The following is a 12,618-nucleotide window of genomic DNA, read 5'->3' as shown; positions in this document are numbered from 1 at the left end:
TGAATCTCTCCTTCTGCCTAGTCTAGGAATGAATGATTTTGATCGTCTTGATTTCGAAAGGAGCAAATTCCAGTTGGAGACTCCCTGCTTGTTCATGAAGTACCTCTGTTTCTTCCTCCAGCGCATTAGACAGGCATACCTTCGCATGCGGCAGCGGCCAGCTGATCTCCACCGTTTCACGGCCACCCGCCGATTCATACAGCCGCAGAATGCTGCCGCTCCCGTCTTCCGACAATTTGACCGTATCCAGCACTACGTGATTCCCGTTGAAGCCGATCAAGGAACCCGAAGCCGGCAGCTTGCCTTCTTCTGGTGTACATGCAGCCGCATGTGCCGGAAGATTCAGCTCGGCAGCCTTGCGCAGGGTATGGGCTTCACGCCAATCTCCCGCATGCGGGTACAGTGAATAGGTGAATTCGTGAGTGCCAATATCCGCCGTCTTATCCGGCCATCTCGGCGCGCGCAGCAGCGACAGCCGAATCGTGCTGCCCTGTACGTCATACCCGTATTTGCAGTCGTTCAGCAGACTGACGCCGTAGCTATGCTCCGCCACATCCACAAAACGATGCCCGCACACCTCATATTGCGCCTGTTCCCAGGTTGTATTGCGGTGTGTCACCCGTTCCAGCGCACCGAATGGGATTTCATAGGTCGCCTTGGTGGTCATTACATCTATTGGAAAACCTACCTTCAGCAATTTATGGGCTTCGTTCCAGACCACTTTGGTCTTGAAATCAATCCGCGGATCTTGATGGTACAGAACCAGTTCCTGCTCGATTTCGGATTGGCCGATACTCCAGCGGAAGCCCAGCACATCACAGACTTCCCCTGAGGAGATCAGCTTCTTCTCCAGCAGAACGGCCTCTCCGGCCGGCTGCTGTTCGTAGCGGCTGTCAATGTCCCAGGCGTCCCATAGAATAGGACGGTCATGGAAGAAGTGAAAGCGGTTGGCCTGCTCTCCCGGTTTGACAATCTCACGCCCAACTTGTTTATCGTATAGACTGGCGATTTCCCCCCGTTCATTGAACTTCAGGCGATAATATGCGGTTTCCCAGCTATCTTCAAAGGAAGCTGCGCAGTTCCGGTCGATTTCCGCTGACTGGTCTACTTCTCTCAACCAGACTGTCTTGTACCCAAACAGGGAAACTTCAGGCACACGGATACGAAGGATAGTTTTAGCATCAATGACGAGGGTCTCCGATTCCAGCTTGGTTCCATCCTCCTGATAGGCGGACAGGGCTCTGTCTTCCTTGATCCCAGTCTGTATGTCAACAATCATGTCCCGCTGCCAGCCCAGACTGTTCAGCACCACATAAGGGGCGCCCTCCCCGCGTGTATCGATACCGGTAATCACCGCTTCCATGACCAACTCCAGGCTGCCTTCGCCTAGGCTGAAAATGCTGCGGTACTCCTTCTCCGAGGTCTGATAGACCTCTGGAATGGATGAGCCCGGGATAATATCGTGAAACTGGTTCAGCAATATCAGCTTCCAGCCCTTATGCAGCGCACGGCCCACTTCTCCGGACTGGTCCGGCTCAAGGAGGCTGCCTGCCAGTGTCTGCCACAATTCCGCTTCCCGGTACAGAATTTCAGCTTTGCGGTTATTGCGCTTATTCCGGGAGTGTGTCGTATACGTTCCACGGTGCAGCTCCAGATACAGGTCTCCCTGCCAAGAAGGCAGCTCCGGCCGGGCTTGCTCAATTCCCGCGAAGAATCCGGCCGCGGTGCTATAAGCTGAAGCTGGCTGACCTACCATCAGCTCGGAACGGTCAATATATTCCAGCATCTCTCTAGTAACCCCGCCGCCTCCATCGCCATGCCCGTACAGCAGCATTTGCTCGCTGTGGGCTGACTTTTCACGGTAAGACTGCCAGTGGTCATGGATATCCTTAGGCAGGGTGTTCTCATTCACACCATGGTTCATATAAGAGAGCATCGAGGTGCCGTCAATACCGACCCAATGGAACAAATCGTAAGGGAACAGGTTCGTATCATTCCAGCCGAGCTTGGTCGTCATGAAATAACGCACTTTGCCGTGTTTCAATATTTGCGGCAGCGAAGCGCAATAACCGAAGGTGTCCGGCAGCCATTCAATCTCGGAGTGTTGTCCGAACTCCTCCTGATAGAAACTCTGGCCGTAGAGCATTTGACGCATCAGGGATTCGCCGCTGGGAATGTTCAAATCCGGCTCTACCCACATGCCCCCTACCAGTTCCCAGCGTCCTTCCCGAATCCGCTCCTTCACTTTGCTGTACAGTTCAGGATCATTCTCTTTCAGATAAGCAAAAAGCTGGGGCTGGCTCTGGGCATAGCGGTAATGCGGATATTCCTCCATCAGCGAATGCACTGTCGAGAAGGTCCGGCTGGCCTTGCGGACGGTTTCCCGCTTTGGCCACAGCCAGGCGATATCAATGTGCGACTGCCCTACCATATGAATCAAGCCTTCACTGTTGCCGCCGATTTTCCGGACACTTTCGATCAGTGCTTGTTCGATGCCGCCGATCAGGCTGCCGTCCTTTACCTCTTCAAGGTGCAACAGGACAAATGAATCCATGGCCCGGTTCAGCGCCTCCATTAAGCGGGCACGCCGGAAATCCTGCTCCGGCAGCAGCAGCGCCGAATCACGGATTACGGTCGCAGTATACATTAAGGACTGCACAGGCCGGTTAACCCTCACCAGCGCGGTGGTGAGGGAACGGATCGGCGGCTGTATTACCGCCTGCTTGTTCAGCGGATCGTCGGGCTCCGGAATGGGATCATACAATTCAATCTCCAGCTTCGGACTTCTTCCGGCCACCTCCGGATTCAATGTTGCGAAGGTATGGTTGCGGTCCAATCCCTGCCAGGACCTTCCGTTAAGGCGCAGCAGGCCTTCTCCGCCGGATTGGAAGATGAGTCCGATTCCCTTTACGGGCCATTCCGGAGGGATTTCCAAGGTGGTGCGGAGAATATAAGTCGTCCCCTGCACACTGGGAAACAATCCAAAGGATTCACTGCCCGGGAATACCTGCAGCGTGTCATAATCTCCCGGCTGCCGATATTCCGTTGAGTACACCTGCCAATCCTCAATGGCCTTGTATTCAAGCCATTGCCGCTCGGCCAATTCGCGGATAAACCGATTGATTCGTTCCATGTCTATTCCTCCACCACCGCAAGTTCAATATTGAGCGTATCGTTGACATTTCTGCCAACTCCAATTCTGAATATTCCCGGTTCAATCACTGGTGTGTACTCCGGCCCGATATAGCTCAAGTGCTCGGCGTTGACCGTAAAAGCAACCACTTGCTTTTCACCCGGCTCCAGGCAGATTTTGCGGAATCCTTTCAATTGCTTGGCCGGTCGGGTTACCTTGCTGACAAGATCGGAAATATATAACTGAACCACTTCCGTTCCACTGCAACGGCCGGTATTTTCCACTTCCACCGTCACTTCGGCAGTCCCGTCCGCGTGAATAACAGCGGGCTCTGCCCGCAAATTCGTATAACTGAATTCGGTGTAGCTTAGCCCGAAGCCGAAGGGATATTGCGGCTGTGAATCTGCCTCCAGATAACGTTTGCCGCGGGACCGTTTGCCCAGATAGTGTACGGGAAGTTGCCCTGCATCCTTCGGGATGGATACAGTCAGCCGCCCCGAAGGGTTCACATCGCCGAATAGAATATCCGCGATAGCATGGCCGCCTTCCTGTCCCGGATACCAGGCTTCAAGAATCGCATCCGCTTGCTCATCTATCCACGGCTCGGCGATGGGCCGGCCATTGATATAGACGACCACTATAGGTTTGCCGAGAGATTTCAGGCGCTTCACAAGTTCCCGTTGAACACCGGACAGTTGAAGCGACATCCGGTCAATGCCTTCACCGCAGTCCATGTCGCTGAGTACATTGTGCGTAACCTTGGAGGCTCCGGTTCTTAAATCAATACTTCCTTCGCCAAAGTCCCGGGCGCTGGACCCGCCCAGTGCGAGGATAATCGTATCCGCCCCGGCCGCCGCCTCCACTGCAAAGTCAAAACCTTCGGTGGAATGGTCTTTGATACGGCAGCCCGGCGCGTATCTTACCCGCTCCGGCTCTGCCGAGAGCTTATGCCGGATGCCATCCAGAACAGTTGCCACTTTGGATGGAGGCTGCGGCGAGGTGTAATCGCCGAGCTGATTATAGCCGGCATCGGCGTTGGGTCCGATGACAGCGACCGTGCCTCCGCGTTTGGACAGCGGAAGGACACCGTTATTTTTCAACAGCACAATACCTTCTACGGCGATCGTACGCGCCAAACCGGCATGCTCTGGACTGCCAATGACCCGCTCCGCCCGATCAGGATCGGCGAACGGCTGTTCAAACAGGCCCAGCCGGAATTTCAGGTCCAGCACACGGGCAGCGGCTTCATCCAGCAGCGACTCTTCCAGACGGCCGGAAGTGACGGCCTGCAGCAGATGACGGCCAAACATCTCGCCAGACATCTCCATATCAATACCGGCCCGAATGGCTTGCACAGCAGCCTCTTCACCGTCCGCTGCCGTATCATGGCCGGAAGCCAGCATGTCAATGGCACCGCAATCGGTGATGATCATGCCGTCGAATTCCCATTCTCCACGCAGCACGTCCCGCAGCAGCTCAGTATTGCTGGTGCAAGGCACTCCATCAATTTCGTTGTAGGCAGGCATGATTGACACGGCACCGGCTGCGACTGCCTTGCGGAAGGGATACATATCCACTTCCAGAAGCTCTCTCTTCCCCATATGCACGGGACCTGCATTCCTGCCGCCCTCCGAGCTGCCATAGGCAACAAAATGCTTCAGCGTAGCGCCAACACTGGATTCGCTATCCAGTGCATCGCCCTGCAGCCCTTCAACGGAAGCGGCGGCGAACTCGCCGATAAGATAAGGGTCCTCTCCAAAACATTCCTCGGTGCGGCCCCAGCGGGGATCACGCACCACATCTAGCACCGGCGAATACGTAATTGTTCCGCCTTGGGCGCGGGTCTCCAGCGCGGTTACCCGGCACATCTCCCTGTATAAATCGACATTCCAAGTGCTGCCGAGAAGCAGCGGAACGGGAAATACGGTTGCGCCAATAGCCATGTGTCCATGGGAACACTCTTCCCCGATCAGCATGGGAATTCCGAGCCGGGAATGCTCCAGTACATAGCTCTGAATGGCATTTACCGCCTCGGCCCCGGCACGCGGGCTCAGTCCTGTCTCCAGCGTAACACCGGTCCAGGGGTCGGCCCGCAGGGTTCCGTACAAGGAGCCGATGCCGCCTTCCCGGACTTGACGTTTAAAGCTTTCGTCCAGCTCTACTCTGCCTTCTGTATATTCATAGGTCTGCCAGCCGAAAAGTTGAATCAGCTGGCCCACCTTCTCCTCCAGCGTCATCAGCCCAAGCAGGTGCGCTGTCCGCTCCTTAATCGGCTTCGTACGGTCTTTGTAAATCATTTTATCCCCACACCCGCTCTCCTGTTCTGTCTATTCTTTAACTGCACCTACGGTAAGACCTTGGATGAAATAACGCTGGAAGAATGGATATGCAAAAATGATCGGACCTGTGGCAAGCACCACCATGGCCATACGCGATGTATCCTGAGGCATCGAACGCAGCGCCTCCAGACTAAGCGAACTGTTTTGCGAGTTTTGCAGGATAAATTGCATGCTGGTCTCAATCCGCATCAGCATCGACTGCAGCGGCACCAGATCGGGATTATCAATATAAAGCAAGGCGTTGAACCAGTCGTTCCAGTACCCGAGCGTGCTGAACAGTGCAATCGTAGCCAGGCCGGGCAGCGACAGCGGCAGAACAAGGGTAAGGAAAACCCGGAATTCGCCGGCCCCGTCGATTTTCCCGGACTCAATAATGGCATCCGGCACGCTGGTGCTGTAGAAGGTACGCAGAATCATAATATAAAAGGCATTGACGGCCAGCGGCAGAATCAAAGCCCAAATGCTGTCCTTCAATCCAAGAAACTGGGTCACGACAATATAGGTCGGCACCAGCCCCCCGTTAAACAGCATCGTGAAGAAGGCGAAGAACGCGAAGAAATTGCGGTATTTAAAGCTTTTACGTGAAATGGCATAGGCGTACAGCGCAATAAACAGCAGGCTGACAATGGTGCCGATCACTGTTACAAAGATAGTCACCCCGTACGAACGGAGTAAAGTGTCACCTGAATCAAAGATATATTGATAGGCACCAATGCTCCATTTAGAGGGGATTAACTTGTAGCCCTCCCGGGCAAGCGCTCCTTCATCGGTGAACGAGATGATCACCACAAACAGAAACGGAAAAATACAAAGAAAAGCAAAAGCGCCGGCAATGCAATTAAAAATGATGTTCCATCCTTTAGACAGCTGATGGAAGTTGCGCGCTTTAGCAGGATTTGCAGACATAGGATTCCCTCACTTTCCTTCATTGACCTTTCATTGACCTAGAATAAGGCACTGTCCTTATCGAATCTCCGCACGATGTAATTGGAGGTAATGACCAGAACAAAACCAACCACTGATTGATACAAGCCCGCAGCTGTGCTCATGCCGATCTCACCGGTCGTCTTGAGTCCGCGGTACACATACGTATCGATAACATTGGTCACGCTGTAGAGCGTCCCCGAATCTCTTGGCACTTGATAGAACAGTCCGAAATCCGCATAAAAAATCTTTCCGATCGCAAGCAGGGTCATTATGGTGATAATCGGGCTGAGCAGCGGGAGCGTGATGTTGCGGATCTGCTGGAATTTGCTTGCTCCGTCGATCATCGCCGCTTCGTACAGCGACTTGTCAATACCCATGATCGCGGCCAGATAGACTACGCTGTTATATCCTACTGCCTTCCACAAGTACACGAAGATAAGAATAAAAGGCCAGTATTTCGATTCTGAATACCATGAAATGTGGCTTCCGAATATTTCGTTCAGCAATCCCCGCTCCGAGCTGAGGAAGCTGAAAGCAAAGTAGCCCACGACCACCCAGGACAGAAAATACGGCAGGAACATTCCCGTCTGATACAGCTTGGCCAGCTTTTTATTGGCAATCTCAGAGAGCACTACCGCCAGCAGCACCGATAAGATCAGTCCCACCACGATAAAAGCCATGTTATACAACAGTGTATTGCGTGTAATCAGATACGCATCGTTCGTAGTGAATAAGAACTTGAAGTTATCCCAGCCAACCCACTTGCTGTTTACGATGCTGGCCAAGAACCCGTCCCGGCTGAAACGGTATTCTTTAAAGGCAATGACCGTCCCGATCATTGGCAGATAGGAGAAAAATAAAAACCATAACGTACCCGGAAGAACCATGAACAGCAGTACTTTATTTCTCACAACATCTCGGGTTGTATTTCGAATTTTACCCATAATACTTATTCCTCCTATCCCGCAAAGATCAATGTCTTCATAATCAAAAGACCGGGCAAAGTCTAATCACCCGCCCGATCTTGAATAAGTTTCTACTTATTGTTCGCTGCTTTCCAGGCATCAAGCTGTGATTGAGCTTCAGTAATAATTTTATCCAGTCCGGCAGCCTTGAACTTTTCATTGGCTTTGGCCAGATATTCTTCCGGATCTACCGCTCCCGTCATGAGCGGGGCCCAGAATTCCTCTTTAACATTTTGTACCGCCGCGATTTCATTGGTTATTTTCGACGTATCGAAGTTGAACCCGAGCAGCGGCGCGTTAATGCCGGCATCGTTAAATTTCTTGAACTCTTCCCATTTGTTTTCAGGATCGCCCTCGTTCAAATAGTTGATCATGATGTTGCCGAGTGAAAAAGTAGGCATATCATAGTTCTTCGCATCCGGCAGATTCTTGACCATGTTGTCGCCGACCTTCTCGTAATGCACGCCTTCAATACCGGAATCAATCATATTGCGCAGTACAGGGTCTGTGTTCAACAGATTAAGGAATTCCATCGCTTTCTCAGGATGTTCGGAGTTGGCGGAGATGGCCTGCATGGAGCCCATGACGGACCAGTTGTAGATGTAAGGCTGACCGGCTGGAGTGGAGACCACCGGATAACCGTAGCTTGCGGACCACAGATTGTCGGCCAACGGCTGGGTAGCCGCACGGTCCGTGAACCATTTGCCTGATTTGTACAAGTCATCAACCGATGAGGTGGTTGCTACTTCTGGAGAGATATAGCCTGCCTTATAGAATTTGCGAACCGTTTTAAGGGCTTCTTTAATTTCAGGAGATTCCAGGATATTTACTACCTTGTAGTCCTTGGTGTCCATATATACGGCCATCGGCATTTTCTCGATAATGTAATCGAAAGGCATGACCGGCATAAAGTCCTTGACCATTGCGTATGGAGTCACTTCCGGTTCATTTTCTTTGATCGTTTTCAGCAGAGGCTCCAGACCTTCCATAGTTTTCACGTTGGTGATATCCAGCTTATATTTGTCCAGCAATTCTTTATTGAAGCGGAATACCTCTTGTGCCGGAAGCTCTTTATTCGCCGGAACAGCGTAATTATGGCCGTCGACTTTGGAGCCTTCAAGGAAGGCGGGATCAATCGTATCCTTAATACCTTTTCCTTGTTTATCCAGCAGTTCATCCAGCTGCATAAACGCACCCTTACGTGCATTCTGCACATAATCAAAAGCCCAGGAACAAGTAAACAGAATATCCATAGGCTCACCTGAGGCGACCATGACTTGCATTTTTTGCGTGTAATCCCCGAAATCAATCATTTTCATATCAATTGTTGCATTGATTTTTTCGAGCGTGTATTTGTTAACTTCCTCAAGCACTTTATCTAAATCCTTCTGCGGTGCTCCAATGGTATACCAGGTCAACTCTACGGGTTTCTCAGAACTTCCCGTTTCTGTCGCGGTGTTGTTGCCCGCCTTGTTCTCCCCATTGGTGTTAGTTGTTTTGTTGTTGTTATTGCCTCCGCAAGCGCTTAACGTTAGAGAAAGCGCTAACAACGATGTCAGCAATAAGGAGAAGCTTTTCTTTTTCTTGCTCATCTGCTGTACCTCCCTTTTTATTAGCTTGGGAATCCAGACCTGCCTGTTATCACCGGCAACCTGTTTCCTTAAGCTCTGTCTCCATTTTATTGAATGAAAGCATTTTCAAATAGAAGATAAACTATATAAACTGATGTATAAAATAAAGAAAAATAAAGGGCAACCGTTAGAGCAGCCCTTTGAATTCAGTCGGAGAAATGCCTACATACTTTTTAAATTGCTTGTAAAAATAGCCCATCTCCCAATAACCTACATTTTTCGCGATTTCATGAACCTTGCAATTCGTCGTGCGAAGCTGTTCCTTGGCTTTCTCAATCCGGTAACGGTTCAGATATTCCGCAAAAGATTCACCGACTGCTTTATTAAATAGCTGCCCTAAATACACCGGATGAATATTGAACGAATAACCCAGCTTTTTCAGGGACAGATCCTCGCCATAGGATTTCTCAATGTAGTTCAGCACCTGATTGACCACCGGGCTTTTTACCTCGCGCTCCAGCAGCTCAATGACTTTTTTGGCCGTATTCTTCAAAGCCACAGACAGCGCCGGGAGGGAATTCGCCGTTCTGATGGAGGTCAATACATCCGCAATGAGCTCCCGCTCCATCTCGCTTCGGATATCCTTGATCAGCATGCGGAAATACAGAATCCAATCCAGTGCGATCTCCTGAAGCAGGTCAGGCGTGATCCCTTCCATCCGCTCCTCTGACAAATACGAGTCAATTCTCTCCATTAACGCTGGCGTATCCTTGGAGATGATTAACTTCGTATACTCGTTCCAGTCCTCCGGCAGGCTGTCTTTTAAATCTTTCTTGCGCTCCTTCAATTGTTCATAATAGATTAGCTTGCGCTCCGGATGGATTATCAAAAATTCCAGCGCCTGTTTTGCTGATTCATAGCTTAGGTGAGCAGCGTTTTCCGTCTCCTCTATCGCTCCAACAGCAGCGCGAATCCGCAGATCAGAAGGACAGGTGCCGATCATTCTCTTTAGAATGGCATCCATTTCCGCAGTCCCGGCGTCTTTGTCCTCAAAATTATGTACGAGTACAAAATCATTATCGGCGTCCCAGAAGGTGAAGAACCAAGGGTTGCTCTCAGCCAGCGCAGCGGTATTCACCTGAAATGATTCCGTTTCCATCTCTGTCTGAATCAAGGCTACTTGAATAAACCGCTTATTGATCGGCAAGCCAAGCAGCTGCAGCCGCTCCGACAGTTCGTTCCGGTCAATCTGATTCCGCATCCAGCGCAGCAGCATATTATCCTTGAGTACGGATGCCGTATACTGTGACCACTCCATATCTACTCTGGAGACATTCAGCTTCTCGACGACAGTTTCCAGGGTACTCTGGAATTCCGCCAGGTTAATCGGCTTGAGCAGATAGTTCTCAATTCCCAGAGACAAGCCCTCTTTGACGTACATGAATTCATCATATCCGCTGAGCACAATCACTTTTATTTCCGGGCGGAATTTTGTTACGGCACGAATACACTCCAGTCCTGACATGACAGGCATGGAGATATCGGTAATCAGAATATCAGCAGGCACTTCCCTAAGCATATCCAACGCTTCCTGTCCGTTCTCGGCTTGGCCGACAATCTCCAGCCCGAGCAGCTCCCAATCCAATATGTCGCGCAACCCTGTAAGTATGAACGGCTCGTCATCCACAATAAACACCTTATACATGGTTCATTTCCTCCTCGCCGGGATAGGGATAAGTAATGATGACTGTTGTACCCGCTCCCGCTCCTTCTTCACTTATAAGCTCGATGCCATAAGGCTTTCCGTACATTAGCTTAAGGCGGTCATGAATGCTCCGCAGACCAAACGACTCCGATTCGGACACCCCGTCGTCTTGCTCCAGACCCTGCCGAAGCCGGCTCAGTTTCTCCTCCGCGATGCCCCGGCCATTGTCACTAACGACGGCACGGATTACTCCTTCCTGTGGATAGACGCTGATGTTAATCCAGTTATCCTTCTGCCCGGTCCGCATTCCGTGCAAAATATAATTTTCGATGACCGGCTGAAGCGTCATTTTCAACACCGGCAAATTCTCCAGCTCCTTCTCGCATTCGATCGTATACGCGAAGCGGTCTGTGTAGCGGATCCGGAACAATTCCAGGTACATCTTGCATGCCTCCAGTTCATCCTTGAACGTATACCTGGCTTTGGGCCGGACATAGGATTTGAACAAGACGGACAGGCTGTAGATCATATCGCCCACGTCTTTGGCGCCGCTGGAAACGGCACGCATGCGGATGACTTCCAAGGTGTTATAGAGAAAATGCGGATTCACCCGTGCTTCAAGCGTAGCGATTTCGGTACGTTTTTGTTTGATTTCAGCTTTAAACACCTTATCAATATACTGGTTCAATTCGTCCAGCATGTCGTTGAAGCTTTTAGCGATCTGTCCCAGTTCATCTTCCCGGCTATCCGAGATTCGCGCATTGAGATCCCCGTTTTTCACCTTGCGGGTAAAGCGGATAATGCGATGTGTCCTTTTGGCGAAACTGGAAATGAACATAGCCGGCAATAATACCGCGAACAAAATACATACGGCAGCTATGGTAATGATCGTATTGCGGGCACTGCTGTACGTTTCCTCAAGCTCTTGCTTGGAGATAAGGCTGACTACCGAATAACCGGCTTGGCTCTGGGTCAGGCGGGTAGCCACCATACCGTCAAGGGATATATCCTCATCGGAAGTCATATCTTGCAATTTCAGATATTTTTTACCGTATTCTTTGCCGGAGGTATCGAACAACACATCATTTTGAGCGGAAAGCACAAGAATGGTGCCTTTGAAATCCTGCTGATAATTCTTCATGCTCTGCCAAATGGAAGCGGAATCAAAATACACGAGCATCTGGCCAATATTGCGCAGCGATGCCTTATTGCTGATGGGAACACGCACCGAGAACATCGGCGACCGCTGCATTCCGAGGCTCTTAAGCACCCAGATATTCGGAATGGAAACATTGCTGGCCTCATCCAGATACATCGTATCCGGGACAAACGAATGGGCGGCATTGGTTGACACCATATCAAACTGCCTGCGGTTGCTGTAAAAATACATTACCTGCTGGTTGGCGCTGTACAACATCAAGCTTCTGATATCCGGGTCATCGTCGATTTTATTCTGAAAATATTGCACAACATCGGAATTCGACTCGTTCGAGATAAAAAAACGGTCCAGGCGGTGCTCGACATATTCTCCGAAAGGATTTTCCAGCAGAAAGGTGGTATTGCTGGCCAGATCCCCATCCCGGTATACATCCCGCATGATGTCCTGGACGGATTGGTACTTGTGCTCGACATAGTTGCTGACGCTCTCCATCGTCTTTCGTTGAATATCCATCTGCCTCTGCACCGCAGATTGTGATATCAGCATCAACATGAGATAGGAAAAAACTATAATGCTGGCAACGAATATGCACGACACAATCAGAATAAAACGCAAAAATAAATTATCTTTAAAATACCTGCGATACAGGGTTTCTCTCCGCATAAGCAACCCTCCTTGATATATTGTCTATTGTCGAAATCAAGTATATCATGTCGTTTTTTCTGGAACACAGGAGAAATATACCTTTCTTTGATACTGAAGAGGCGCCCGCCTCCCCTTGTTGAAGCCAGGGGGGCAAGCGCCTTGAGGATTGCTTCA

At 50.6% G+C, this 12,618-nt stretch carries 7 protein-coding genes; all 7 read right to left on the bottom strand.

Going from position 1 to position 12,618, the window contains the following annotated elements; translation table 11 throughout:
* Positions 1–22: 22 nt before the first annotated feature.
* The 7 genes from NYE29_RS19160 to NYE29_RS19130 all read right to left on the bottom strand — a co-directional run bounded on the left by NYE29_RS19160 (position 23) and on the right by NYE29_RS19130 (position 12,312).
* A complete protein-coding gene (locus NYE29_RS19160) occupies positions 23–3,133 on the bottom strand; it encodes an alpha-mannosidase (protein WP_340897072.1) in 3,111 nt (1,036 codons plus the stop codon).
* Between the two features lie 2 nt (positions 3,134–3,135).
* Positions 3,136–5,430, bottom strand: a complete 2,295-nt coding sequence (locus tag NYE29_RS19155; RefSeq protein ID WP_340897071.1) for a glycoside hydrolase family 3 N-terminal domain-containing protein — start codon at positions 5,428–5,430, stop codon at positions 3,136–3,138.
* Positions 5,431–5,460: 30 nt separating this feature from the next.
* Positions 5,461–6,378 (bottom strand): carbohydrate ABC transporter permease, encoded by a 918-nt coding sequence (locus tag NYE29_RS19150; RefSeq protein WP_340897070.1) that lies wholly within the window; start codon positions 6,376–6,378, stop codon positions 5,461–5,463.
* A 38-nt stretch (positions 6,379–6,416) separates the two neighbouring features.
* The gene (locus tag NYE29_RS19145; protein WP_076114341.1) at positions 6,417–7,343 is read right to left on the bottom strand and encodes an ABC transporter permease; all 927 of its coding nucleotides are present in this window, start codon (positions 7,341–7,343) and stop codon (positions 6,417–6,419) included.
* A 92-nt stretch (positions 7,344–7,435) separates the two neighbouring features.
* The gene (locus NYE29_RS19140; protein WP_076114342.1) at positions 7,436–8,956 is read right to left on the bottom strand and encodes an ABC transporter substrate-binding protein; all 1,521 of its coding nucleotides are present in this window, start codon (positions 8,954–8,956) and stop codon (positions 7,436–7,438) included.
* A gap of 166 nt (positions 8,957–9,122) precedes the next feature.
* Positions 9,123–10,640: a response regulator transcription factor gene (locus NYE29_RS19135; RefSeq protein WP_076114343.1), complete on the bottom strand. Its 1,518-nt coding sequence runs from the start codon at positions 10,638–10,640 to the stop codon at positions 9,123–9,125.
* Positions 10,633–12,312, bottom strand: coding sequence for a sensor histidine kinase (locus NYE29_RS19130; protein WP_340897069.1), 1,680 nt, complete (start codon positions 12,310–12,312; stop codon positions 10,633–10,635). Before NYE29_RS19130 ends, NYE29_RS19135 begins: the two co-directional genes overlap by 8 nt.
* Positions 12,313–12,618 lie beyond the last annotated feature (306 nt).

The sequence above is a fragment of the Paenibacillus sp. FSL M7-1046 genome (assembly GCF_038007405.1).
In the GTDB taxonomy this organism is placed as follows: domain Bacteria; phylum Bacillota; class Bacilli; order Paenibacillales; family Paenibacillaceae; genus Paenibacillus_AQ.
Note: the sequence above shows the minus strand (reverse complement) of the source record. Positions and strands in the feature narration are given on the sequence as shown.

Bases quoted from the DNA above. Each gene is read 5' to 3' on its own strand.
- NYE29_RS19160 (WP_340897072.1), bottom strand. From the start codon at position 3,133: ATGGAACGAATCAATCGGTTTATCCGCGAATTGGCCGAGCGGCAATGG.
- NYE29_RS19155 (WP_340897071.1), bottom strand. From the start codon at position 5,430: ATGATTTACAAAGACCGTACGAAGCCGATTAAGGAGCGGACAGCGCAC.
- NYE29_RS19150 (WP_340897070.1), bottom strand. From the start codon at position 6,378: ATGTCTGCAAATCCTGCTAAAGCGCGCAACTTCCATCAGCTGTCTAAA.
- NYE29_RS19145 (WP_076114341.1), bottom strand. From the start codon at position 7,343: ATGGGTAAAATTCGAAATACAACCCGAGATGTTGTGAGAAATAAAGTA.
- NYE29_RS19140 (WP_076114342.1), bottom strand. From the start codon at position 8,956: ATGAGCAAGAAAAAGAAAAGCTTCTCCTTATTGCTGACATCGTTGTTA.
- NYE29_RS19135 (WP_076114343.1), bottom strand. From the start codon at position 10,640: ATGTATAAGGTGTTTATTGTGGATGACGAGCCGTTCATACTTACAGGG.
- NYE29_RS19130 (WP_340897069.1), bottom strand. From the start codon at position 12,312: ATGGATATTCAACGAAAGACGATGGAGAGCGTCAGCAACTATGTCGAG.